We start from the raw sequence: 23,436 nt of genomic DNA on the forward strand, positions 1-23,436 counted from the left end.
TTCCGGTCTTCGTCGGCTCAGGCGGTCACGGCCGGGGTGCCGCGCGCCGCGCGCTTCAGGGACTCGGTGTCCGTGAGCTTGACGCGGGGGCGGCCCTGAGCCTCGCCCTCCGTCCGTTCCGCGTGGTCGATCGCCTGCCAGGCCGCGAGGTCGAGGGCCTGCGGCGCCTTGCGGGCGCCGGGCTCCGGCTGCGTGAGGCGACCGGCGGCGAAGTCGTCGAGGAGTGACTCGACCGTCTCGTGCGCGCAGGTCTTGTTCGTACCGATGAAGCCGGTCGGACCCCGCTTGACCCAGCCGGCGACGTAGACACCGGGCTCGACGCGCCCCGCCTCGTGCGGGACGGTCGCGCTGTCCTCGTCGAAGGGCAGGCCGGCGACGGGGCGGGCGCGGTAGCCGACGGAGCGCAGGACGAGTCCGGTCTCCAGGGTCTCGGTGGCGCCGGTGGGCCGGGCCCGCACGATGCCGTCCTCGTCGGTGTGCAGGGTGGTCGGGGTGGTCTCCAGGGCGCGTACGCGGTCCTCGCCGGTGATCCGCACGGGGCTGGTCAGGAAGCGCAGCACGATGCGGCGGCGGCCCTCGACCGGTGTGCGGGCGGCGAGCTCGGCCAGCAGCCGGGTCTTCTCGTTGGTGTCGGCGGCCACGCCCTCGGGCCAGCCCTCGACGCGCACGTCGACGTCCTTGAGGGCGGCGAGCGCGAGGAGTTCGGGCACGGTGAACGCGGCCTGGGCGGGGCCGCGGCGGCCGAGGAGGACGACCTCACGGACCTTGCTGTCGCGCAGCGCGGCGAGCGCGCGGTCGGAGATGTCGGTGCGGGCCAGGGTGTCGGGGTCGGCGGTGAGGATGCGGGCGACGTCGAGGGCCACGTTGCCGTTGCCGATGACGACGGCTCGTTCGGTGTCGAGGGTGGGTGCGTCCTCGGCGCGGTCGGGGTGCCCGTTGTACCAGGCGACGAAGTCCGTCGCGGAGACGCTGCCGGGCAGATCCTCGCCCTCGACGCCGAGCCGCTTGTCGGTCGCGGCGCCGACCGCGTAGAGCACCGCGTGGTGCTCGCGCAGCAGGTCGGCGTGGGTGAGGTCGGTGCCGACCTCGACGCCGAGCCGGTAGCTGAAGCCCGGCTGCGACTCGATGGTCCGGAACAGCTCCGTGACCTGCTTGGTGTCCTGGTGGTCCGGTGCGACACCGGCCCGTGCGAGTCCGTACGGGGTGGGGAGCCGGTCGTAGACCGTGACACGGACCTCGGGGTGGCGCAGCAGCTCGTCGGCGGCGAAGAGACCGGCGGGGCCCGCGCCGACGATCGCGACGGACAACTCGCCCTCCGGGAGGGCGCGTTGCTTCGGCACGACGTACATGGGCGCACGGTCGGTGTGCGGGTTCTCCTTGTAGTAGGAGGCGTTCAGTTCGAGGAACGGCAACTCCCCCTCGCCGAGCTTGGTGTGCGGCTTCAGCGCGTCAACGGGACAGGCCGTCGTACACGCTCCGCAGTCCACGCAGGTGCGCGGATCGACGTAGAGCATCTCGGCGGTCGCGAAGCCGGGCTCGCCGGGTGCGGGGTGGATGCAGTTGACCGGGCAGGCCAGCACGCAGGAGGCGTCGGCGCAGCAGGATCGGGTGACGACGTACGGCACGGCGGGCTGGTCTCCGTTCGGGCGTTCAGGAAAGGGCGGTGCGCAGGGGGCTCAGTCGGTGAGCGGCGAGGGCTCGCCGCGGAAGCGGGCCGGGCGGCCGTCGATGCGCAGAGCCCTCCACAGCGGGCGGGACACCTTGTTCATGAGGCCGATGTCCTGGGCGAGCATCCGCACGTCGGAGAAGAGCTCGACGAGCATCTTCTGTCCGGCCTCGGACTTCCAGAAGACTTCCTTGATCACCCAGTCCGGGATGCCGACCAGCTCGGCGGACTTCTTGTCGGGGATCATGATGACGTCGCACAGGATCCGCATGATCAGCGGGAAGAGCAGGGACAGCGCGCCGCGGCGGGCCTTGCCGAAGCGCGGGACGCGCAGCCGCAGGAACTCGTGCGCGAAGGAGATGTGCCGGGCTTCCTCGGCGATGTGGATCTGCATGATCCGCTGCGGCAGCGGATGCACGGGCTCCCCGCTGCGCAGGGCACCCTTCTGGAGGTGGTCGATGGGCTCCTCGCCGGCGAGGATGCCGGTGAAGAACGCCTCGGGGTAGATCGAGCCGAACAGCGGCAGGACCCGGCTGAGCTGGCGGAACCAGCGCTTGCCACCAGGGGTGTCCACGCCGGTGCGGTTGACCAGCTCCTGGAACATCTGGGTGTGGTGGGTCTCTTCGGTGATCTCGTGGGTGAGGTACCTGAACTCCTGGTTCTGGTTCCCCAGTTGGTAGATGTAGTCGAGCGCCCCGCGCATCAGCAGGTTCTCGAACTGCATGCCCACCTTGGCGATGACCGCCCAGCGCCAGATGCCGATCCGGATCTGCGTCTCGAGCGGCTGCTTCTGGTACCAGGGGTGGGCGCCCAGGGCGTCCGCGGAGGTGAGCACCCAGCGGGTGTCGCTCGTGTCCACGGCGAACTCGGGGTCGTCCCACTTGATGTCGATGAACGCGTTGAAGTTGACGTTGACTGAGCCCTCGGACAGGGTCCGCAGGCGCTCGTCGTAGTCCTTCCGGGACAGGTTCGGGGTCATCTTCGTCCTCGATTGTCGTTGGTAGGTGCGGAGCGAGCGGTGTCAGGCGGCGCGGGTCGGTTCCTCGGCGTCGGCCGTCCGGCCCGCCTTGTCGAAGCGGAGCGGGCTGTCGTCGATGGGGGCGTTCTGGAGCAGGGCGCGGTCGCGGTAGTAGTTGTTCCACAGCCGCCACGGGTCGCGGGTGCCCTGGCGCGGCATGACCTTGTCGGCGCGCGCGATGTACCCGGAGGTCAGCGCCTCGCCCATGACGGAGAACGCGGAGCGGTCGTCGTCGGACGCCACCGGGGTGGCGATGTCGTGGCCGCCTCGCCGCATGTGCGCCAGCAGGCGGGAGGTGTAGTCGGCCGCGAGGTCCGCCTTCAGGGTCCAGGAGGCGTTGGTGTAGCCGATGACGAGGGACATGTTGGGCACGCCCTCGAGCAGGGTCGCCTTGTAGAGGACGCGGTTCGTGATGTCCACCGGGCTGCCGTCGACGGTCATGTCCATACCGCCCATGAGCTGGACGCTCAGGCCCGTCGCGGTGACGACGATGTCGGCCTTCAGCTCCTCGCCGGACTTCAGCCGGATGCCGTCGGCGGTGAACGTGTCGATGTGGTCGGTGGCGATGTGCGCCTTGCCGCTCTTGAGCACCTTGAACAGGTCGCCGCCGGGCACGACGCACAGCCGCTGGTCCCAGGGCTTGTAGTTCGGGCTGAAGTGCCGCATGTCGACGCCCTTGCCGGCCTGGGCCCGTACGAGGCCGAGGAGCACCTTGCGCGCGAGGCGCGGGTACTTGCGGCAGAAGGCGTAACTCCCGCGCTGCAGAGCGACGTTGCGGCCACGGACGACCTTGTACGTCAGCCGGGCGGGGGCACGCAGCTTCTTCATCACCGCGGTCAGCGGGTCGACCTCGGGCAGGGCGAGGACGTACGTGGGCGAGCGCTGCAGCATCGTGACGCTCGCGGCCTTGTCGGCCATCGAGGGCAGCAGGGTGATGGCGGTGGCGCCGGACCCGATGACGACCACGCGCTTGCCGGTGTGGTCGAGGTCCTCCGGCCAGTGCTGCGGGTGGACGAGCGTGCCCTGGTACTCCGACTCGCCCGGGAACTCGGGGCGGTACGGATTGTCGTAGTCGTAGTAGCCGGTCGCGCCGACGAGATAGCCCGCGCTGTACGACTCGCGCTCGCCGGTGCCCTCGTCCTCGACCTCCACGGTCCAGCGCCCGGTGTCGTGCGAGAAGTCGGCGCTGAGCGCGCGGCGGCCGAAGCGGGTGCGCTCCAGGATGCCGCCGTCGGCCGCGGCGTCCTCCACGTACTGGCGGATCTCCGCGCCGCCTGCGAGGATGCGCGCGTCGCGCCAGGGCCGGAAACCGAAGCCGAAGGTGGGCATGTCGGAATCGGACCGGATGCCGGGGTATCGGAAGAGGTCCCAGGTGCCGCCCACGCGGGCGCGACGCTCGAGTACGACGAGCGAGGCGCCGGGGTTGTCGCGCAGGACATGGCGCGCGGCGCTGATGCCGGATATTCCGGCACCGATGACCAGGACGTCGACGTGCTGCTGCTCCATCGCGGAGGGCCTCGCTCTCGCTCGTGTGCCCCTGACAGAGAAAGACAGGGACGGAGGGGCCAACGCCTCACGGGGCACTGGCGGTTACTCAGACACGTGGTTCACATCTGCGCGGTACCCGCAATTTACCTGCGACACACTGTTTCAGATACCGCCGGTAACGTGATCTGGATCACATTTGAGTGCATCGATTCCGGGTGAACATCCGCGGTACACAGCGAAGTTGAGGCCGCCCGGACAGCCGACCGACGGTCCACTCCACCCCTCACCAGCAGTCTTGGTTGAATACGGCCTTATGAACGAGAGTGGGCGTGCGGCGAGCCGTACGGCGGTGCTGGTGTGCCAGGGCCGGGCGGCCGCGGACGGCAGGATCGGCGCGGGCCGGTTCACGGATCCGGTGGCGGTCCGGCTGCTGCGCGCCGCGGAGCGTACGCCCGTGGACGAGGTCCGCGCGGACGCTCCGCCCAAGGGCTGGCAGGCTCGGACCGCATACGAAAGCGTGCGGGCGTGCGCCGAGGTGGCCGTGCCGCGAACGGTCGCCATCGACGACGCCCTGCGCGCCCACGCGACGCGTCAGCTCGTGATCCTCGGAGCCGGTCTGGACACGCGCGCGTGGCGCCTGCCGCAGCTCGCGGACACGGACGTGTGGGAGGTCGACCATCCGGCCTCACAAGAGGACAAGCGCGCCCGCCTCGCCGAGTCCGTGGAACCGCAGGCCACGGCCCGTTCCGTGCGCTTCACGCCGGCCGATCTCTCCGTCGACGACCTCGGCGCCGTGCTGGACGCCGCCGGGCACGACCCGTCCGCGCCGACGACGTGGCTGTGGGAGGGCGTCGTCCCCTATCTCACGCGCGAGGAGGTGGGCACCACTGTGGCCGCGCTCGCCGCCCGGACGGCACCCGGAAGCGCCCTGGTCCTGAACTACCAGGCGCCGTCGGCGAAGGCTTCCGCCGGACGGCTGCTGACGCGCCTGCTCGGCAGTTCCGTCACGTCGGGCGAGCCGTGGCGCTCCCTGTGGAAGCCGGAGCGGATGGCCGCGCTGCTGGCGGCACACGGCCTGCGGGTGACCTCGGACGACAGCCTCCTCGCCCTCGCGCAGGACATCGGCAGCCCGGCACAAGGCCGGGCGTCGCTGCGTTCGGGGCGCGTGGCGGTGGCGGTGACCGCCTAAATGCGGTTGCCCGCGCCGACGTCCGGGTGATCCTGTGGCGCGGTGAAGAATCACGAAGAGGGTGCGATGGTCCGACCGTCGACGCTGGCGTGGGTGGATCGGTTCCTGCGTACGGGCGAGCGGATCGTCCGGGCCGAGGCACTGCACGGTGGTGTCACCGCCGAGGTGCGAAGACTGACGGTCGCCGCGCACGACGGAGGTGTGCGGGAGCTGGTGCTGCGGAGCTTCGTCGACCCGTACTTCGTGGAGCGTGCCGAGGACGCCCTGCACAGGGAGGCCGGAGCGCTGACCCAACTGGCGGGGAACCCCGACGTACCGGCTCCGGAGCTGGTCGGGGTCGACCCGACGGCGGCGCACTGCGAGTTCCCGTCGCTGCTGATGACGCATCTGCCGGGGCGGGCCGTCCTGGACGACGCGGGGGTCGGGACGCGTGTCGGTCCGCTCGCCCGCCAACTCGTGGCGATCCACGCCGTGCGCCCCACCGAACAGCCCCCGAAGTACGAGGCGTTGACCACCGCCGACACCGTCGTGGTGCCCAAGGGAGCCGACGCGGGCGCCTGGGCGGCGGCGATCGACATGCTCCGGGAACCCGCGCCGCTCTACGAAGGGCGCTTCCTGCACCGGGACTTCCAGCCGGGCAACGTCCTGTTCGACACAGAATCCTTCGACACGGAGCCCTTTGGCACAGAGCCCGGGGTCACCGGCGTCGTCGACTGGGCCGGGGCCTCCTGGGGCCCGGCGGACCTCGATGTGGCGCACTGCTGCACCAACCTCGCGCTGCTCCACGGCCCTGAGTGGGGCGCCCGGTTCGCGGCGGCGTACGAGGCGGCCGGTGGGGTGCTCGCCGCGGACCCGGCCGAGCGGCTGTTCTGGCGGGTGCGGGACGCGCTGGCGTTCTCCGAAGAGGTGCACGTGGTGGCGCGGCCGTGGCGGGAGGCGGGGCGGGCCGAGCTGACCGGGCAGGTGGTGGAGGAGCGGCTGGACGTCTATGTCACCGGGCTGATGTCCTCGCACGCACGATGACGGTGGGCCCGGTCGACGACCGGACCCACCGTCACCTCGTTCAGCACTCAGTGAATCTCAACTCCTCCGGCGCGGGCTCGCCCGGATCGGTTTCGTAGCGGCTCAGTGCCTCCACCTTCTCCGCCGAAGAGCTCTCCGGGTCGAAGCGGTGGTCAAGCCAGTCGGTGGCGAGCTTGCGGGCCAGTTCCAGGCCCACCACGCGCTGGCCCATGCACAGCACCTGCGCGTTGTTGCTCTTCACCGAGCGTTCCACTGAGTACGCGTCGTGTGCGGTCACCGCGCGGATGCCGGGCACCTTGTTCGCGGAGATCGCCACGCCGAGGCCCGTGCCGCAGATGAGCAGGGCACGGTCGGCCCTGTTCTCCGCGACCAGGCGGGCGGCGGCGACCCCGATGTGCGGGTAGGCGGTCGTGCCGTCGGCCTCCACCCCGACATCGAGTACCTCGGCGACGCGTCCGTCGGCCTGGAAATCGGCCTTGATGCGTTCCTTGTACTCGAAGCCGGCGTCGTCGCAGCCGACGACCAGACGCAGCCGGTCCGTCATGCCGTTGTCACTCCCTGTCGGTTCTGTTCGTGCACCTGCCCCTGTGCGTGCGGCGGCTTGGCCAGCGCCGTCACGATCAGGGCCAGTGAGGTCGCGCCCGCGTCCGGGGTGCCGAGGCTGCGGTCCGCGAGGGGCCGTGCCCGTCCCACCTTGGGACGCAGGTCCTTCGTGGCCTCGGCGGCCCGGGTCGCCGCCTCGGCCGCCGAGCGCCAGGCCTCGGCGGGGTCGGCGCCGGAGTCCGTCTCCCGTTGCAGGGTGTCGGCGAACGGGAGGAGGGCGTCCAGCATCGTCTTGTCGCCCGGCGCCGCCCGGCCGAGGTCGCCGATCGCGTCGGCGAACGCCCGTACTCCGGTCGTCACGTCGGCCGCTGTGTAGGCCTCCGCCGTGTCGCTGAGCGCGCGTCCGAATGCCTCCAGCGCGGCGCCCCAGAGGACACCCGAGGTGCCACCCGCGTACTCGGCCCAGGACTGGCCCGCCTGCCGCAGCAGCCAGCCGCCGCCGGCCTCGCGGCTCGCCTGCTCGGCGCGTTCGGCGGCGAACCGGGCGCCGCGGACCATGCCGCGGCCGTGGTCCCCGTCGCCGGCGACCGCGTCGATGCGGCCCAGTTCCTCCTCGTTGTCCACCATCGTCGCGTGCACGGTCGCGAGGGCCGCGCGGACCCGGTCGGCGAACTCCTTCGCCGCCGGTGAAGCCTGAGGGATCTCGGTGACCGAGGCCGTGCCGCCGCTCCCGTTCGCAGCGTGCAGGTCGGACAGCGGTGCGCGCGCCTTGCGGTACGCCGGGGTGTAGGCGTCGGCGCGCCAGCGCGGCTCAAGATCCTCGTCGAGCCACATCAGGGTGAGCGAGCAGCCACCCATGTCGAGGCTGGTGACCAGCTCCCCGACCTCGGGATCCACGATCTCGACCCCGCGGTCCCGCAGCCGGGCGGAGACCCGGCCCCAGAGCAGGAAGAGCTCCTCGTACTTGGTGGCTCCGAGGCCGTTCAGGATCGCGCCCACCCGTCGGCCCGAGCCCACCGGGGCGTGCTGGAGGATGCGCTCCACCAGCAGAGCCGCCAGTTCGTCGGCCTTCAGGTCCGGTACGTCCTCGATGCCGGGCTCGCCGTGGATGCCGAGGCCGAGGCCCAGGTGTCCTTCCGGCACCTGGAACAGCGGCGCCCCAGCGCCCGGCAGGGTGCAGCCGGAGAACGCCACGCCCAGGCTGCGCGTCGCCGCGTTGGCGGCCCGGCCGAGGCGCTCCACCTCGTCGAGGTCGAGGCCCTCGGCCGCCGCGGCGCCCATGACCTTGAAGACCGTGAAGTCGCCGGCGATGCCGCGCCGCTTGTCCTCCTCATCGGCGGATGCCACGTCGTCGGTGACGATCACGATCCGGGTGTCGATGCCCTCGGCGCACAGCCGGTCCGCGGCGATCCGGAAGTTGAGCACGTCCCCTGCGTAGTTGCCGAAGCTGAGGACGACTCCTCTGCCCTGGTCGGCGGCCTTGGCGACCGAGTAGACCTGGGTCGCCGACGGCGAGGTGAAGATGTTGCCGACCACGGCGCCGTGGGCCATGCCCGGTCCGACCGTTCCGCAGAACGCCGGGTAGTGGCCGGAGCCGCCGCCGATGACGACCGCCACCTGCGGCTGCTCGCCGCGGTGTGCCACGACGCCGCCGGGCACACCGCGCAACCGGTCCGCGTACAGGTCGAGAAAGCCGGCCAGTTGGTCCTCGGCGAAGTTCGCCGGGTCGTCGAAGATTCTGGTCACGAGGGTGCCTCCCAAAACAACGGTGGTGCGTCCCGTCCGTACCCGGTCGGGGTCAGCGGGCCATGACGGTCCCGGCCTGCTCCTCCTGCGAACTCTCCTCGGTCTGGCGGACGTTGAGGAACGAGACCATCACGAAGGCCGCGCCGTAGAGGATGACGAACGCCCACACCACTCCGGCGTTGCCGAGGCCGACCGAGAGCACCGCGGCGACCACCGCGGAGCCGAGGAACGAAGCGCCACCGGCCGCCGTGGTGTACATGGCCATGGCCGCGCCCTTGAACTCCGCGGGCACGAGCGCCGGCATGATCGCGCCCATCGGCACGAATCCGGCGAGCAGGCAGCCGAACACACAGCCCGCGACGACGGACACCCAGAATCCCCAGGTGGAGCCGGCGGGGACCAGCTGTGGCACGTACCACCAGGCGAGCAGGCCGACGGAGGAGCCGAACACACCGAACCACTGCACGGTGCGGCGCCAGCCCCAGCGGTCGCCGATGGCGCCGAACAGGGCGTTGACGAGGATGTTCGTCGCGTAGACGAGGACGGTCATGGTGAGCCAGCGGCTCTGTCCCCAGCCCCGGTCGTCCGCGATCACACCCGGCAGGATGATGAACATGCCGTACTGGGGTGCGGTGTTGATGAGTCGCACCAGGAAGCCCATCAGGACCTTCGGCTGGCGGGCCGTCAGGCGCACTCCGGCGGAGATGACCTCGAAGGAGGACTTGTCGGCCGGGGCGACGCGCTGCGAGCCGTGCGGCTCCTTGACGGCGAACCGGGCGATCAGGAAACCGATGATCACCAGGGCGGTGGAGGCCGCCATGGCGCCGGTCTCGCCGCCGGTCGAGCCGCCGAACGCCGGGATCATGCCGAGCGCGAACAGCGAGCCCAGCGTGGGCAGTCCGCCGGTGAACATGACGTAGAACCAGCCGACCGCCGCGCCGTTGCGCTCCTTCGGCGACACGAGGTTCACCCACACCAGGAAGGCGAAGGCGAACAGCGGATAGCCGAAGCCGCGCAGGAAGTACGTCAGGAAGACCATGGGCATGCTGCCCGCGGCGAGGCCCGCCAGGAACAGCAGCTCGAACACGACCCATACGACGGTGCCGAGCAGCATGACACGGCGTGGGCCCCACAGGTCGGTGAGGGCGCCGGACAGATAGCTGCCGACCAGCACGGACACGCCGTACATGGAGATGATGGTGCTGGCGGTGGCGGTGCTGCTGCCGAGGACGTGCTCGATGTGCGGGGCGATGAAGTTGGACTCGGTGCCGTTGCCGGTCATGAAGACCAGTACGGCGACGAATCCCCAGCGCAGCGCGTGGGGTATGCCCATGCGGTCAAGACGTGTCTCGGGGGCCTTCGCGGCCCCGGCGGCGGCGGTCGTCACGCGACCACCGCGGCAGTGTCGGAGGCGGCGTCGGCCTCGGCGTTGGGCAGGATGGACACCTTCACCGAGGCGCCCGAGGTGTCGGCGACCAGGTCGAGGGCCTTCTGGAAGTCGCGCAGGCCGAACTGGTGGGTGCAGATGTCGTCGACCGGGATCTTGCCGTCCTCCAGGAGGCGGATCGCCGCGGGCCAGCAGTGCGGGCCCAGGTGGGCGCCGCGGACGTCGAGCTCCTTGTCGTCGGAGATGATCGACCAGTCCACCGTGACGTCCGAGCCGAAGACCGAGTACTCGACGTACGTGCCCAGCTTGCGCAGCAGGTTGAGACCCTGCGCGACGGCGGGCGTCGCACCGGTGCCCTCCAGGTAGACGTCGGCGCCGTAGCCGTCGGTCATCTCCTTGACGCGGGCGACGACGTCTTCCTTGGCGGGGTTGAGCACCACGTCGGCGCCGGTGCGGCGGCCCAGTTCGAGCTTGTCGTCGTCCAGGTCCAGCGCGATGATCTTGAGCGGGTTCTTCTGCCGGGCGCCCGCGATGAGGCCGAGGCCGATCGGGCCGCAGCCGGCGACCACCACGACGTCCTCGAAGTGGATGTCGGCGCGCTCCACCGCGTGCAGCGCGCAGGACAGCGGCTCGGCGTACGCGGCGTGGTGCGGCTTCAGGTCGTGCGAGACCTTGTGGGCGCGGGCCTTCGGCGGGACCACCATGTACTGCGCCATGGCGCCGTGGTGGTTGCGGAAGCCGAACATGTCGTGCGGGCCGCACATCCAGTACTGACCGCGCCGACAGTAGCGGCACTCCTCGCAGGGCACGATCTGCTCGCAGGCGATGCGGTCACCGACGCTCACCTGCTGGGCCGCGAGCGCGGCGTCGTCGCCCGCGACGACCACGCCGACGAACTCGTGGCCGGGGATGATGCCTCGCTGCGCCCAGGCCGGACGGTTCTCGTCGCCCCAGAACTTGGGCGCTCCGTGGTAGCACTTGAGGTCGCTCGCGCACACGCCGACCGCCTCGGTCCGCAGCAGCAGTTCCCCGGGGCCCGGCGTGGGGACGTCGACTTCCTCGAGGCGATAGTCCTCGGGCCCGTGGACGACAACGGCCTGCATTCGCTTCGGCACACTGATCACTACTACCTCCATTGGCAGTCGGCTCTTGCGCGGATGACATGCGGATGACATGCGGGGGGGATGGGTTCCCGGCGGTTCAGGACTCGGCGGGTCCCTGGCTCAGGGCGGCGACCTGCACGTTCACGCCGCTCTCGCGCAACGCCTCCAGCTCGGCGCGCGAGATGCGGTCGTCGACGAGCACGAGGTCGAAGTCCGACAGCGGGGCGACCCGGTGCAGGGCCCGTTTCTGGAACTTGGTGTGGTCGACCAGCAGGATCCTGCGCTGGGCGGCCTCCAGGAGGGCCCGCTTGACGAGGATCGCCTCCTGCGACTGGTGGTAGCAGTGACCGTCCGCGACCGCCGATGTCGAGATGAACACCGTGTCGGCGCGCAGCGGTTTGATGTGGTCGCAGGTCGCCATGCCCTGGAAGGCGTCGTAGTGCGGGTCGTAGCTCCCGCCCAACGAGATCAGCTCGATGCCGGGCCTGCCCGCCAGGGCGTTGATGACGGCGAGGAAGTTCGTGATGACGGTGAGCGGGCCGCCCTCCGGCAGCGCGCGGGCCAGGGCCAGGGACGTCGTGCTGTCGTCCAGCAGGATCGCCTGGCCCCGGTCGATGTGCTCCAGGGCCGCCGTGGCCAGGGCCTTCTTGGCGTCACCCTGCTGCGTCGTCCGGTAGCGGACATTGCTCTCGAACAGCACCGACTGCTGGGCCGTGGCCGCGCCGCGGGTCTTGCGGAGCCAGCCCTCGTCGGCGAGGCGGTCCAGGTCGCGGTGGATCGTCATCACACTGACGCCCAGCTCGCGCGCCAGGTCCTCGATGCGGGCCGAGCCCAGTTCGAGGACCCGGTCGCGGATGCGCTCCTGCCGCGCCTGCGGGCTCAGCAACTCGGCCGATCCCGTGGGGAGTTCGTCGGGGCTCACAGCGTTTCCTTCCTGCCACTGCCCGACAAGTTAACAGCGGACCCCTCAAACACAACACCCCTCGTGTTAGGAATGTGTTCTGGGCTGTGAAGGTTGCTGTCGCCGGCGGTGGCGGGCCACGGCGTCGTTGTTGGCGCAGCGCACCGAGCAGTAGGCGCGCCGCCCATTGCGTGAGGTGTCGACGAAGGCCAGGTCGCAGCTTCGGCGTGCGCAGCGCCCGAGCCGGTCGGCGTCGGCGGAGCAGATGACGTACGCGAGCCCGGTGGCGGTGACGGCACGGATGTGTGCGGCCGCGTCGGCGCCGACGGCGCTGTAGTGCAGGTGGGGCCGCCCGTCGTGCAGCGAGATGCGGGGGCTGCTGGAGGCGTCGGCGAGCAGTGCGTTGACCGACTCGCAGCGCTCTTCGAGGTCCTGCCGCCCGAAGCACGCGGCCAGGCGGCGGCTCCATGCCCAGATCGACTCGGCCTGCCCGGTGGTGAGTCTGCGGTTCACCACTGCGCGCGCGGCGAGCAGCTCTTCGAGGTCTTCGGGGCGTGGTGACTCTGTGAGGTTGGCCAGGTCCGCGGCCAGCCGGGCGGCCTCGCCGCCGTAATGGTTGAAGTGCATAAGGGCATTACAGCACCGTGCTTGGTGTGACGATACGAAGTGCGCGGCCACGGAGTGCACGGCCTTGGGGCGCCGCGACGGCGCCACTGCTGATGCTGGTTCAGATCGCGAGTCTCCAGCTCGGCTCCGCGGTCGCCAAGGAGGCGTACGCGTCGGTGACGCCCACCGCGCTGGCCGGGATGCGGCTGTTCTTCGCCGCCGTGATCCTGTGGCTGCTCGTCCGGCCCCGGCTGCGGGGCATCACGGCGGCGCAGTGGCGGTCGGCCCTCTGCCTCGGGCTTGTCCTGGCGGCCATGAACCTGGCGTACTTCCAGGCCATCGACCGGCTGCCGATCGGCGTGGCCGCGACCCTGGAACTGCTCGGGCCGCTGGCCCTGTCGCTCGCGCTGTCCCGCCGCCTCGAACATCTCGTGGTGGGCGTGCTGGCCCTCGCGGGCGTCCTGCTGCTGGCGGCTCCGGGTGCCTCGCTGCCCGCCGCCGGGCTGCTGTTGGGCGGTGCCGCCGCGCTGTGCCGCGCCGGGTACGTGGTGCTGAGCCGGCGAGTCGGGCGGCTCTTCCCCGACTGGACGGGTCTGACGCTGGCGCTGGCCTTCGGCGCCTGCGTGCTGACCCCGGTCACCGCGGTCACGGACGGCGGCAGGGTGGCGGACCACCCTGCCGTCCTCGGCACCGGGCTCCTGGTGGCGCTGCTGTCCTCCCTGATTCCGTACTCGCTGGACATGACGGTGCTGCGGCGCATCGACGCACGTGCCTTCGGTGTGCTGCTCGCGCTCAGCCCCGCCGTGGCGGCGGCCACCGGTTTCGTGCTGCTGCACGAGGAGTTGACGGGTCGGCAGCTCGCCGCGATCGCACTCATCGTCCTGGCGGGTGTGTGGTCGGTGCGCCGCGCCGCCACCAGGCCCGGCGCACCGACGTAACGGATGAAGCCCTCACGTCGCTTACCGCATCCTCAGGCCCCTTCGGCCGGGAGCAGCCGCACACGGCGTTCGGCGATCCGCTCCACCGCCGCGCGGGTGTACGCGAGCGGAAAGTACTCGCCGTCGCGCCAGGGCTCGGCGAGGTCGCGGTAGTGCGGGTCGTCCGGATTGCCCGACTGTCCGGGGGTGTTGACGGCCACCGAGGAGTCCCAGTCACCGACGTCCAGGACGACCCGGAACGAGGGGCCGCTGGTGTGCAGGAAGTCGCTGGCGCGGTACGTCGCCGCGTTGACGGTGTCCGGGGAGCCGCCGGTCGCCAGCGGGCCGACGTCGAAGCGCTCCCGGTCGGCCTCGCCGAGCGCCGCCGACACCGGGTGCTCGAAGTGGCTGTGGTGGAGCCTGCCCCACTGCCATGTCCGCTCGTCGGAGCCGAGCAGCTCGCGCACCTCGGCGTAGGCCGACTTCAGGGTGTCGAGGAGCAGCCGGTCGCGGGCCGCCGCGTCCTTCAGCCACCGCCCCGGCTTCTCCAGCTCGCCGAGCAGGACGAGGGTGTCGGCGTCCTCGATGATGTCGGCGGCCTTCGGCACGGCGGCGCGTACGAAGCCGGGTCCGAGGTGCTTGGAAAGCCACACCTCGAAGAGTGCGGCGGGGGCCGAGTCGGCGGATTCGACGGCGTCCCAGTCGCGCAGCAGGCGCAGTGCCCGGCGCTGGTCCTTGTCGGCTCCGTTCAGACGGGAGAGCAGGGCGGTCAACCGGCGTGCCGGGATGGACAGTTGGTCGTTCTGCAGTGTCTTCGAGTCGGCGACGGTGTGCCGCCGCTGCTTCGAGAGGACTTCCACGATCCGCTGGTGCCGGAAGGGGTTGGTCCACTCGTAGCCGAGGCCCTTGTCCTGGTGCTCCGGCGGCAGGTTGAACTGGTTGGCCGTGGCGATGAACCCGGCGGCCGGGTTGAGGCTGCGCGGCAGGTCGTCGCCCGAGTAGAAGCCGTCCCATTCGCAGCGACCGTCGCCGGGGACCGGGAGCAGTCCGTCGTAGCCGACGCGCTTGGGTGCGAGGCCGCCGGGGACCCAGCCGATGTTGCCGTCCACGTCGGCGTACACCTGGTTCTCCGTCGGCGCGCCCCAGTTGCGCATGGCTTCGGTGAACTCGCGGTAGTTGCGGGCCCGCATGTAGGCGACGCTGCCGAAGTACGGGGACGTGCCGGCCTCCAGCCATGCGGTGCGCACCGCGTAGGCGAGATGGCGCTCCTCGTCGACGTGGATGACCGGGCCGTGCCGGGTGAAGGTCAGCTCGACCTCGCGGTCCTTCTCCCCCGCGACCGGGATCCGCTCGGTCAGGACCTTCATCGGCTCCCAGCCGTCCCCGTAGCGGTAGCGGCCGTGGTCGTCCGGGTCCAACTCGTAGACGTACAGGTCCTCCTGGTCCATCGGGAAGATGGTCAGGCCGAAGGCGACGGTCCCGTTGTGGCCGATGGAGATGCCGGGCAGCGCGGGCTCCCCCGCGCCGATGACATCGAGGCCGGGCGCGCTGAGGTGGGCGAGGTAGCGCAGCGACGGCGCCGAATAGGAGCGGTGCGGGTCGTTGGCGAGGATGGGCCGTCCGGTGGCGGTGCGCTCTCCGCCGATCACCCAGTTGTTGCTGCCCTCGGTGGTCGCGTCGCGCACCACCGCCTTGCGTACGGAGTCCTTGCTGAACTCGACTTCCTGCGTGGCCAGTTCGAAGACCTTGAGTACGTCGTCGGGGAGCACGCAGGGGTCGAATCCGTCCGGGACGGTCGTCTTGTGGTCGGGTTGCAGTCCCTGGCGCACCAGGTCGGCGTCGACCCCGGCGGCGCAGGCGACCCGGGCGCGCGTGACCTCGCTGGTGAGGTTGCGGGTCAGTCCGTGGCTGCGGATGCGGACCACGTCCGCGGGGTCCCAGTGGGCGGGCCGGTAGCCGAGGACGCGGAACTCCTCCGGCAGTTGGTCGGGGTGGGCGTCGAGCCAGTCCACGTAGGCGTTGATCCCGGCGGTGAACTGTGTCGCGATGCGCTCCGCGTCCTCGGCGTAGCGGGCCCACTCCACGTCCATGTCGCCCCGGTACAGGAACAGCCGGGTGGCGCGGTCCTGGTCCACGTAGTCGGGCCCCAGCACGTCGGCGAGCCTGCCGAGGCCGCGGCGGCGCCACAGGTCGATCTGGAAGAGTCGCTCGCGGGCGGCGTTGAAGCCCTGGGCGAGGAAGACGTCGTGCTCGTTGTCGGCGTAGATGTGCGGTACGCCGTAGCGGTCCTCGATCAGTTCGACGGGCGCCCGCAGACCCCGTACCCGATAGTCGTGCGCGGCGGCCGGGGCCGCGTTCGCGGGACCCGCCAAAGCTCCGACCGCGGTCCCGACCCCGGTCATTCCCGCGGCCGTCACCGCCAGTACCTGCCGTCTGGAGAATCGCGCCTGTCGTGCGTCCACCACGTCAACCTCCTCGCGTCGGTCAGCAGAGATCGACATTAGGAGGAAGCGGAAGGCACTACGAGGGGTACGTCGTTTCGTTCATATTGGCCACACCATTCGTCGTACGGGCAGTCGCCGTACGGGCAGCGGAGCCCTCACGCCGGCACCCGTCGCCGGTCCCTGACGATCGACCGGCTCATGGCGGCCACCCCCACGACGGGGCCCACCGCGAGGACCAGCAGCGCGACCCGCCACGACGTGTGCTCGACCAGCACCGGAACACCCCACAGCGTGAGCGCGGTCGTCGAGTAGCCGAGCGCGAGCTGCAACGACAGGGCGCCGCCCACGTAGTCGGGATCCGCCCGCTCGGTGACCAGCGCCGAGAACTGCGCGGAATCGGCCACCACCCAGAACCCCCAGAACGCGCACACCGCGATGATCACCCCGGACGGCATCGCGTCGAGGCCGACGGCGAGGACCAGCGCGGCCCCGCCGGAACACACGAGGCACACCCGCGCGGCGGCGGCCCGCCCCCACCGGTCACCGAGCACCCCACCCACCAGACACCCCACGGCGCCGACGCCGATGCACACGAAGGCGATGGACGACGCCAGCACGTCCGTACGGGACGAGGCCGCGACCACCGGGACACCGGCCAGCAGCGCCGCCACCGTGCCCCACATCGCGTACAACTCCCACATGTGGCCCACGTATCCGAGGTCGGCCAGCACGACATCGCGGTTGCGCAGCGACCGCAGGGCGCCGCCGACGGTGACCTTGCGGCGTGGGAACGGGTACGGTCCGGGCGACCGCAGGGACAGGGCGAGCACGCCGCCGCACGCGCCCATCAGGGACGTCACCGCGATGACGAGATGCCAGTCCACTCCCCCGGCGGCGTTGACGGCGTGCGGGAGCGCCGAGCCGACGGTGAGCGCGCCGATCATCACGCCGAGCGCCTTGCCCCGACCGGCGCGGAACCACGTCGCCGTCTCCTTGAGCGCGGGCGGGTACACCGCGGCGAGAAAGAACCCGGTCAGCAGCCGCAGCACGACGGCCGCCCCCAGCCCGTCGGCGAGCAGCACCCCCAGATTGGCGACCGCCGCACCCAACGCACCACCGCACATGAGAAGGCGATTCGCCACCCTGTCGGCCAACCCCGACAGCGCCGACGACACGGCGCCCACGACGAACCCCAGTTGCACGGCGACGGTCAACAGCGCCCCGGAGCCGGGGCTCAGCCCCCACTCGTGCCTCAACTGCGGCAGCACGAACGACGCCGAGAACCACACGCTCATCGACAGCAACGTGCTCGCCGCGACGACGGTCAGCGCGACACCGGGCGCCATCCCGGGCGACTCCCCGCGGCGGCGTTCGGAGCGACTCACACCTTCACCTGCTCCCCTTGTCGAAAAGTGGCTGCTGCCATGGTGCTGGTGAAGGACGAAGTCCGGCAGGGCCGGGCCCGGTGGGAAGGGAATCGCGTCTGCCCGGTCACTCCACCACGGCCGCGGAGCGCTCGACGAGGAGGTGGGTGACGAGGGCGAGGGGCGACCAGTCGAGGCGGCCGTGGCGGGCGACCGCGTAGGAGCGCAGCTCGACGTCGGGGGCGCCGAGCGGGAGCAGTCGCACGGTCGGGAACGTCGCGGTGCCGATGGGGAGCAGGCCGACCCCGAGCCCTGCGGTGATCATGCCCTGCACGAGGTCGAGATTGTCGGCCTGGTGGGTGATGTGCGGGGTGAAGCCCGCCATGGACGCGAGGGTGCGGATGGCGGTCTCGTCGGCGGTGTTGCGCGAGTTGACGATCCAGTCCTGGTCGGCGAGTCGAGCGAAGATCTCCAGCGTGGTCCCGGTCCTGATGCCGGCGCTCGCGGGCACGCCCAGGCCCCAGCGTGCGGTCCACAGAGCGGTGGTGGACACCTCGGGTCCCGCTGCCGCGGGGGCCAGGTTGTAGTCGTAGGTCAGGGCCAGGTCCGTCTGGTCCTCGGCCAACAGTTGCAGCGCCTCCGCGGGCTCGTGCTCCCGGATCAGGACGCGGAGGCGGGGGTGGCTCGTGGCCAGGTCGGTGACGATGGGCAGCAGGTGGGCGCGGATGGCCGTGGCGAAGCCCGCGACGCGCAGGGTGCCGCCCGGTTCGCCCTCCGGGGCGAGGTCGTGGCGGGCCGCCTCGACGGCGGAGAGGATCGTCACCGCGTGCTCGGCGAGCCGGCGGCCGGCGGGTGTCAGCCGGACGAGGCGCCCGTGGGGTTCGGTCAGCGCGGTGCCCATGTCGTCCGCGAGGGCGGCGATCTGCTGGGAGACCGTCGAGGTGGTGGTCCCCAGGATGTCGGCGACGGCGCGCATGGACCCCAGTCGGGACAGCTCCAGCAGCATCCGTAGTCGTCGGGTCTCCATCACACCATTGTCCATGATTCACGAACGGATCGTTCAAGATCGGCACGTGGACACGAACGGTTCCGAGTCCGTCTACTGGCCCCCATGACCCCGCTCGCTCCCCGCGCACGCCTGCGCCTGCCCGCCGCCACCACCGGAACCCTGATGGCCGTGGCCTCCATGTCCACGATCCAGCTCGGCCTCGCGCTCTCCGTCCAGCTGGTCGACCAGCTCGGCGCCCTCGGCACGACCGGGCTGCGGCTGGCCTGGGCCGGTGTGCTCCTGCTGGTCCTGGTGCGGCCCCGGCTGCGCGATTTCAGCGGCCGCGACCTGCTGGCGTGCACGCTGCTGGGCGTGGTCAGCGCGGGCATGATGGTGTTCTTCATGCTCGCCGTGACCCGGCTGCCGCTCGGCACCGCCAGCGCGCTGGAGTTCCTGGGCCCGCTGGCCGTCTCCCTGTGCGGGCCGGGGCGCGGCCGCAAGCGCTGGACGGCGCTGGCCGCCGTCGGCGTCGTCGCGCTGACCGAACCGTGGCACGGCGGCATCGACGCGACCGGCGCGGGCTTCGCCCTGACCGCCGCGGCCTGCTGGGCGGCGTACATCCTGCTGACCCAGCGCGTCGGCGACTCGGTGACCGGTCTGAACGGGCTGGCCCTCTCCATGCCGGTCGCGGGCCTCATCGGCCTCCTCGTCGCGTCGCCCACCGGTGACCTGGGGCACGTCACCTGGCAGCTGCTCGCCGCCATGCTGGGGCTCGCGGCCCTGAGCGCCGGCCTCCCCTTCGTCCTCGAATTCATGGCTCTGCGCCGCCTCACGGCCTCCGCGTTCGGCACCCTGATGAGCCTGGAACCGGCCATCGCCCTCCTCGCCGGCCTCCTGATCCTCGGCCAGCTCCCCGGCCCGGCCCCCGCGGCGGGCGTCGCGTTCGTCGTCCTGGCGGGCATCGGCGCGACCCGGTCGGGCGCCCGCCCGGCTGAGGCGTCCGTCGACTCCCTGGCGGCCCGGGAGACCGCCGACTCCGGTGCGGGGGCCGGTGCCGTCCGCGCCGAGAGCACGGCGTAGGAAGATCGCACCTCGCGGGCACACCGGAATATCCACCGAGACCGGGAAAGTTGTTCCTCACATGTGGAGCAGCGAGCAACTCGATCTGGACGCCTATCTCGCCCGACTCGGTTACGAGGGCGAGCGTGGGCCCACTCTTGAGACGCTGCGGGCTCTTCAGCGCGCACATGTGCTGACCCTTCGGTGGGACACCCTCGACAGTTTTCTGTACCGCGAGGTGCGGATCGACGTGCCGTCGGTCCAGGAAAAGCTGGTGCGCGGGGGCCGGGGCGGCTACTGCTACGAGCACACCGTGCTGTTCGCCGCCGTACTGGAGCGGCTCGGGTTCCGCTTCACCGCCGTGTCCGCTCGGGTGCAGCTCGGCGCGGACTCCACCTCGCCGCGGCCCGCGACGCACGCGATGCTGATCGTGGAGCTCGACGGCACGCGGTGGCTGGTCGACATCGGCTTCGGCGCCAGTCCGTTGGAGCCCATCGAGCTGGTCGACGGCGGGCGCAGCGACGGTGGGCCGTGGCCCTACCTGTTGCGTCGGCAGACCATCACCCACGGTTCGCCGGGGTGGGCGGTGTACCAGCTCGGGGACGGTCCGGAGGGGCCGGACGGCTGGACGGTGCGGCAGGTGTTCACCGAGAACCCGCAGTACCCCGTCGACTACGCGGTGGGCAACCACTTCGTGGCCACCCACGGCCGCTCCCCGTTCGTCACCCGCCCCTACATCCAGCGGCTGCGCACGGACCGGCACGACACACTCGACGCGCTGGTGTGGACGACGGAGCGCCCCGGCCGGGACCCGGTGACGGAGACGGTCCGCCCGCACGAGGTGCCGAAGCTGCTCGACGACGTCTTCGACATCCGTGTGGAGCCCGAGCAGGCGGCTTTGATCGTGACCCGGCTGACGGAGCTGGAGTCGGCGCGGAACCAGGCGGACCAGTAGGCCCGGGAGGCCACGGGTTCGGACTTCGGGTGGCGCGTCACGCGTGGTAGACCGGAAGGCCCCTCGTCGCTACCCCGGAGAGCCCCTTGCGCCGCCTCGCCGTCTTCCTCGCCTCGTCCAGCGGACACGACCCGGCGCACGCCGAACTCGCCGCCCACGTGGGCACGGAGCTGGCCCGCAGGGGCATCGGTCTCGTCTACGGCGGTGGTCGTCGCGGCCTGATGGGGGTGGTGGCGGACAGTGCGCTGGAGGCGGGCGGCGAGGTCATCGGTGTCATGCCGCGCAGCATGATCGAGCGGGAGTGGGCGCACGAGGGTGTGACGCGGCTGTTCACGTGCGACTCGATGCACGAGCGCAAGGCCATCATGACCGAGCAGGCCGACGCGTTCGTGGCGCTGCCCGGCGGGCTCGGCACCCTGGAGGAGATCTTCGAGGTGTGGTCCTGGCGCCAACTCGGTTTCCACGCCAAGCCCGTCGGCTTCCTCGACGCCGGAGGCTTCTGGCGGCCCCTGCTCGGCGCCCTGCGCGGCATCGCCGACTCAGGACTGCTCCCCGCGTCCACCCTCGACGACCTCGCCGTCGCACCCGACCTGCCCGGACTGCTGGACGCGCTGGAGGAGCGGCTGCGCAACGGCTCGGCGCCCGCGCACGGAGAAGGCCTGCGCTGACGCCCGTCCGCTAACGTGCGACCGATGAGCACCCCAACGACGTGCGCCATCGGCCCCGACTTCAACACTCCTGTCGAAAAGCGGTACTTCGAGGACTACGTGCCCGGAGCGACGTACACCTTCGGCAGCATCACCGTCACGGAACAGGACATTCTCCGGTTCGCCGGGGAGTTCGACACCCAGTCGATCCACACCGATCCGGAGGCCGCCGCCACCGGCCCGTTCGGAGGCCTCATCGCCAGTGGCTGGCACACCGCCTCGGTGATGATGCGCCTGTACGCCGACCACTACGTCAGCAAGGTCGCGAGCCTCGCCTCCCCCGGTATCGACGAACTGCGCTGGCCACGCCCGGTACGCCCCGGCGACAGCCTCGCGATCCGCACCACGGTCCGCTCCGCCCGCCCCTCCCGCAGCAAACCCGACCGGGGCCTCGTCCACACCGACGTCGAGGTCCTCGATCAGCACGGCGAGGCGGTGCTCACCCTCACGGCGATGAATCTGCTGCTCCGTCGCGATCAGGCCTGACCGGGCGGCGGGCGCCCCACGCCCTGTGGCGATCACCGCCATTCACCTGATAAGCAAGGATTGTGACGTTACGTCAGGTGAAGAAGCGAAGGGGTGGGGCGGCGGTGGCCGTGACCACACTCGCCCTACTGGTCACGGCGTGCGGGGGCGACGGGAACAGCGGGTCCGCCGGATCCGGCGGCGGCCAGGACCGTCGCGTCACGGTCGCCGCGCTGCCCTTGACGGACTCCGCCGCCCTCTACATCGCGCGCGACCGCGGGCTGTTCAAGAAGGAAGGGCTCGATGTGCGCATCAAGCCCGTACAGCAGAGCATCCAGGCGTTGCCCGCCCTCTCCAAGGGCCAGGTCGACGTGATCGCGAGCGCCAACTACGTGACCTTCCTCCAGGCCCACGAGAAGGGCACGCTCGACGTGCGCATCCTCGCCGAGGGCGTACGCACGGCGCCGCACATGATGGATCTCCTGGTGCCGAAGGACTCCCCCATCAAGAACGCGGACGACCTCAAGGGCAGGAGGGTCGCCGTCAACATCCTCAACAACATCCAGACGCTGACGCTCAACGCGATCCTGGACAAGCGGGGCGCCGGGCGGCCCGCGTACCGGCAGATCGCGTTCCCGCAGATGGGACCCGCTCTGGAGAAGGGGCAGGTCGACGCGGTGCACGCCGTCGAGCCCTTCGACAGCGCGATCCGGGGCGGCCTGAAGGCCCGGGTCCTGATCGACGGCGGCGCGAGCCCCGTGGAGTCGCTGCCCATCAGCGGATACGTCACCACCGCCCAGTACGCGCAGCAGAATCCGGACACCGCGGCCAGGTTCCGGCGCGCGATCCAGGCGGCGTCGAAGCTCGCGGACGAGGATCCCTCGGCCGTCCGCACGGTGCTTCCGACGTACACGAAGGTCACCGCCGCGCAGGCCAAGTCGATGGGGCTGCCCGCGTATCCGCCCCGGACCGATGCGAAACAACTGCGCCGCCTCACCGAACTCATGCGGAAACAAGGGCTGTTGAAGAAGGACGTCGACCCCTCGACTCTCGTCGTCAAGTGACCGCTCGCCGCCGCGACGCCGGGCTCGGCCTCCTCGGCGTGCTGCTGGCCTTCGGTGTCTGCGAGGCGGTGTCGCGCGCGGGGATCGTGCGGCGGGAGTATCTGCCGCCCGCGTCCGATGTACTGGCCCGCGCGGTCGAGCTGGCCGGCGACTCCCTGTTCCTGGACGGGATCGGTGCCACGCTGCGCGCGTGGGCGCTCGGTCTCGCGCTGGCGTGTGCGATCGCCGTGCCGGCCGGTCTGCTGCTCGGGAGCGTGCCCGTCGTCGACGCCGCGGTGCGCGCGATCGTGGAGTTCCTGCGGCCGCTGCCGTCCGTGGCACTGATCCCGCTGGTGTCGCTGCTGCTCGGCTCCGGCACGGAGACCGAGGTCGCGCTCGTCATGTACGCCTCGGTGTGGCCGATCCTGTTCAACACCATGTACGGGCTCGGGGAGAGCGAGCCGCTGGCCAAGGACACGCTGCGCGCCTTCGGCTTCGGCCGGGGCGCGGTGCTGCTGCGCGTCGAGCTCGTCGGCGCGGCGCCGTTCATCGCCGCGGGCATCCGCATCTCGGCGGCCGTCGCGCTCGTCGTGGCCGTGGCCACGGAGCTGCTGTCCGGGTTCGGTGACGGCCTCGGCATCTTCATCGCTCAGGCGCAACTGGCCACGGACGGCACGCGGGACGTGCTCGCGGGCGTGGTGTGGGCGGGCGTACTGGGGCTGCTCGTCAACGGCGTACTGGTATGGGCGGAGCGGCGGCTGTTCCCGTGGACACCCGAGCGGCGGGCGGTGCGGACGTGACGCAAGCGGTACGAACGAGACCCG

The 23,436-nt window shown here is 71.2% G+C and carries 21 protein-coding genes; 9 read left to right on the forward strand and 12 right to left on the reverse strand.

The window, feature by feature from the left end; genetic code table 11:
* Positions 1-17 precede the first annotated feature (17 nt).
* The 3 genes from ACY34M_RS16660 to ACY34M_RS16670 are packed head-to-tail and all read right to left on the reverse strand — an operon-like array spanning position 18 to position 4,190.
* The gene (locus ACY34M_RS16660; RefSeq protein WP_462716984.1) at positions 18-1,625 is read right to left on the reverse strand and encodes an FAD-dependent oxidoreductase; all 1,608 of its coding nucleotides are present in this window, start codon (positions 1,623-1,625) and stop codon (positions 18-20) included.
* 51 nt (positions 1,626-1,676) lie between these two features.
* Positions 1,677-2,645: an AurF N-oxygenase family protein gene (locus ACY34M_RS16665; RefSeq protein WP_462716983.1), complete on the reverse strand. Its 969-nt coding sequence runs from the start codon at positions 2,643-2,645 to the stop codon at positions 1,677-1,679.
* 42 nt (positions 2,646-2,687) lie between these two features.
* A complete protein-coding gene (locus ACY34M_RS16670) occupies positions 2,688-4,190 on the reverse strand; it encodes a flavin-containing monooxygenase (protein WP_462716982.1) in 1,503 nt (500 codons plus the stop codon).
* A 295-nt stretch (positions 4,191-4,485) separates the two neighbouring features.
* Between ACY34M_RS16670 and ACY34M_RS16675 the strand changes: the two genes are divergently transcribed.
* The gene (locus ACY34M_RS16675) at positions 4,486-5,361 is read left to right on the forward strand and encodes a class I SAM-dependent methyltransferase (protein ID WP_462716981.1); all 876 of its coding nucleotides are present in this window, start codon (positions 4,486-4,488) and stop codon (positions 5,359-5,361) included.
* 66 nt (positions 5,362-5,427) lie between these two features.
* Complete coding sequence (locus ACY34M_RS16680) at positions 5,428-6,384, forward strand: phosphotransferase family protein (protein ID WP_462717203.1); 957 nt, start codon at positions 5,428-5,430, stop codon at positions 6,382-6,384.
* A 40-nt stretch (positions 6,385-6,424) separates the two neighbouring features.
* Here the strand turns inward: ACY34M_RS16680 and ACY34M_RS16685 are convergent, their stop codons facing one another.
* The 6 genes from ACY34M_RS16685 to ACY34M_RS16710 form a co-directional block, all read right to left on the reverse strand.
* Entirely contained in the window at positions 6,425-6,928 is a 504-nt protein-coding gene (locus tag ACY34M_RS16685; RefSeq protein ID WP_462716980.1) for a ribose-5-phosphate isomerase, read from the reverse strand.
* A complete protein-coding gene (locus ACY34M_RS16690) occupies positions 6,925-8,673 on the reverse strand; it encodes a dihydroxyacetone kinase family protein (protein ID WP_462716979.1) in 1,749 nt (582 codons plus the stop codon). Before ACY34M_RS16690 ends, ACY34M_RS16685 begins: the two co-directional genes overlap by 4 nt.
* A 52-nt stretch (positions 8,674-8,725) precedes the next feature.
* A complete protein-coding gene (locus ACY34M_RS16695) occupies positions 8,726-10,060 on the reverse strand; it encodes an MFS transporter (protein WP_462716978.1) in 1,335 nt (444 codons plus the stop codon).
* Entirely contained in the window at positions 10,057-11,184 is a 1,128-nt protein-coding gene (locus ACY34M_RS16700) for an alcohol dehydrogenase catalytic domain-containing protein (RefSeq protein WP_462716977.1), read from the reverse strand. The genes ACY34M_RS16695 and ACY34M_RS16700 overlap by 4 nt, the downstream gene beginning before the upstream one ends.
* Before the next feature lie 76 nt (positions 11,185-11,260).
* Positions 11,261-12,085 (reverse strand): DeoR/GlpR family DNA-binding transcription regulator, encoded by an 825-nt coding sequence (locus ACY34M_RS16705; RefSeq protein WP_462716976.1) that lies wholly within the window; start codon positions 12,083-12,085, stop codon positions 11,261-11,263.
* A gap of 66 nt (positions 12,086-12,151) precedes the next feature.
* On the reverse strand, positions 12,152-12,691 hold the full coding sequence (locus ACY34M_RS16710) for a CGNR zinc finger domain-containing protein (RefSeq protein WP_462716975.1): 540 nt from the start codon (positions 12,689-12,691) through the stop codon (positions 12,152-12,154).
* 92 nt (positions 12,692-12,783) lie between these two features.
* Between ACY34M_RS16710 and ACY34M_RS16715 the strand changes: the two genes are divergently transcribed.
* A complete protein-coding gene (locus ACY34M_RS16715; protein WP_462716974.1) occupies positions 12,784-13,608 on the forward strand; it encodes an EamA family transporter in 825 nt (274 codons plus the stop codon).
* A gap of 32 nt (positions 13,609-13,640) precedes the next feature.
* Here the strand turns inward: ACY34M_RS16715 and ACY34M_RS16720 are convergent, their stop codons facing one another.
* From ACY34M_RS16720 to ACY34M_RS16730, 3 genes are all read right to left on the reverse strand, one after another.
* Complete coding sequence (locus tag ACY34M_RS16720; RefSeq protein WP_462716973.1) at positions 13,641-16,052, reverse strand: penicillin acylase family protein; 2,412 nt, start codon at positions 16,050-16,052, stop codon at positions 13,641-13,643.
* Positions 16,053-16,186: 134 nt separating this feature from the next.
* Positions 16,187-17,416, reverse strand: a complete 1,230-nt coding sequence (locus ACY34M_RS16725; RefSeq protein ID WP_462716972.1) for an MFS transporter — start codon at positions 17,414-17,416, stop codon at positions 16,187-16,189.
* A 106-nt stretch (positions 17,417-17,522) separates the two neighbouring features.
* Positions 17,523-18,422 carry a LysR family transcriptional regulator gene (locus ACY34M_RS16730; protein WP_462716971.1) on the reverse strand — a complete coding sequence of 300 codons (900 nt, stop codon included), beginning with the start codon at positions 18,420-18,422 and terminating at the stop codon, positions 17,523-17,525.
* 84 nt (positions 18,423-18,506) lie between these two features.
* Here ACY34M_RS16730 and ACY34M_RS16735 point away from each other — a divergent pair, with 84 nt between their 5' ends.
* The 6 genes from ACY34M_RS16735 (at position 18,507) to ACY34M_RS16760 (ending at position 23,412) form a co-directional block, all read left to right on the forward strand.
* Positions 18,507-19,463 (forward strand): EamA family transporter, encoded by a 957-nt coding sequence (locus tag ACY34M_RS16735; RefSeq protein WP_462716970.1) that lies wholly within the window; start codon positions 18,507-18,509, stop codon positions 19,461-19,463.
* 61 nt (positions 19,464-19,524) lie between these two features.
* Positions 19,525-20,397 carry an arylamine N-acetyltransferase family protein gene (locus ACY34M_RS16740; protein ID WP_462716969.1) on the forward strand — a complete coding sequence of 291 codons (873 nt, stop codon included), beginning with the start codon at positions 19,525-19,527 and terminating at the stop codon, positions 20,395-20,397.
* 86 nt (positions 20,398-20,483) lie between these two features.
* A complete protein-coding gene (locus ACY34M_RS16745; protein WP_462716968.1) occupies positions 20,484-21,065 on the forward strand; it encodes an LOG family protein in 582 nt (193 codons plus the stop codon).
* 24 nt (positions 21,066-21,089) lie between these two features.
* A complete protein-coding gene (locus tag ACY34M_RS16750; RefSeq protein ID WP_462716967.1) occupies positions 21,090-21,590 on the forward strand; it encodes a MaoC family dehydratase in 501 nt (166 codons plus the stop codon).
* A gap of 104 nt (positions 21,591-21,694) precedes the next feature.
* The gene (locus ACY34M_RS16755) at positions 21,695-22,633 is read left to right on the forward strand and encodes an ABC transporter substrate-binding protein (protein WP_462716966.1); all 939 of its coding nucleotides are present in this window, start codon (positions 21,695-21,697) and stop codon (positions 22,631-22,633) included.
* Positions 22,630-23,412 (forward strand): ABC transporter permease, encoded by a 783-nt coding sequence (locus tag ACY34M_RS16760; RefSeq protein WP_462716965.1) that lies wholly within the window; start codon positions 22,630-22,632, stop codon positions 23,410-23,412. Before ACY34M_RS16755 ends, ACY34M_RS16760 begins: the two co-directional genes overlap by 4 nt.
* Positions 23,413-23,436 lie beyond the last annotated feature (24 nt).

Source organism: Streptomyces sp. EDA2-14, from assembly GCF_054963755.1.

What these genes read in the sequence shown, in the direction of transcription:
- ACY34M_RS16665 (WP_462716983.1), bottom strand. Translation starts at nt 2,645, where the DNA reads ATGACCCCGAACCTGTCCCGGAAGGACTACGACGAGCGCCTGCGGACC.
- ACY34M_RS16670 (WP_462716982.1), bottom strand. Translation starts at nt 4,190, where the DNA reads ATGGAGCAGCAGCACGTCGACGTCCTGGTCATCGGTGCCGGAATATCC.
- ACY34M_RS16675 (WP_462716981.1), top strand. Translation starts at nt 4,486, where the DNA reads ATGAACGAGAGTGGGCGTGCGGCGAGCCGTACGGCGGTGCTGGTGTGC.
- ACY34M_RS16680 (WP_462717203.1), top strand. Translation starts at nt 5,428, where the DNA reads ATGGTCCGACCGTCGACGCTGGCGTGGGTGGATCGGTTCCTGCGTACG.
- ACY34M_RS16685 (WP_462716980.1), bottom strand. Translation starts at nt 6,928, where the DNA reads ATGACGGACCGGCTGCGTCTGGTCGTCGGCTGCGACGACGCCGGCTTC.
- ACY34M_RS16710 (WP_462716975.1), bottom strand. Translation starts at nt 12,691, where the DNA reads ATGCACTTCAACCATTACGGCGGCGAGGCCGCCCGGCTGGCCGCGGAC.
- ACY34M_RS16715 (WP_462716974.1), top strand. Translation starts at nt 12,784, where the DNA reads ATGCTGGTTCAGATCGCGAGTCTCCAGCTCGGCTCCGCGGTCGCCAAG.
- ACY34M_RS16730 (WP_462716971.1), bottom strand. Translation starts at nt 18,422, where the DNA reads ATGGAGACCCGACGACTACGGATGCTGCTGGAGCTGTCCCGACTGGGG.
- ACY34M_RS16735 (WP_462716970.1), top strand. Translation starts at nt 18,507, where the DNA reads ATGACCCCGCTCGCTCCCCGCGCACGCCTGCGCCTGCCCGCCGCCACC.
- ACY34M_RS16740 (WP_462716969.1), top strand. Translation starts at nt 19,525, where the DNA reads ATGTGGAGCAGCGAGCAACTCGATCTGGACGCCTATCTCGCCCGACTC.
- ACY34M_RS16750 (WP_462716967.1), top strand. Translation starts at nt 21,090, where the DNA reads ATGAGCACCCCAACGACGTGCGCCATCGGCCCCGACTTCAACACTCCT.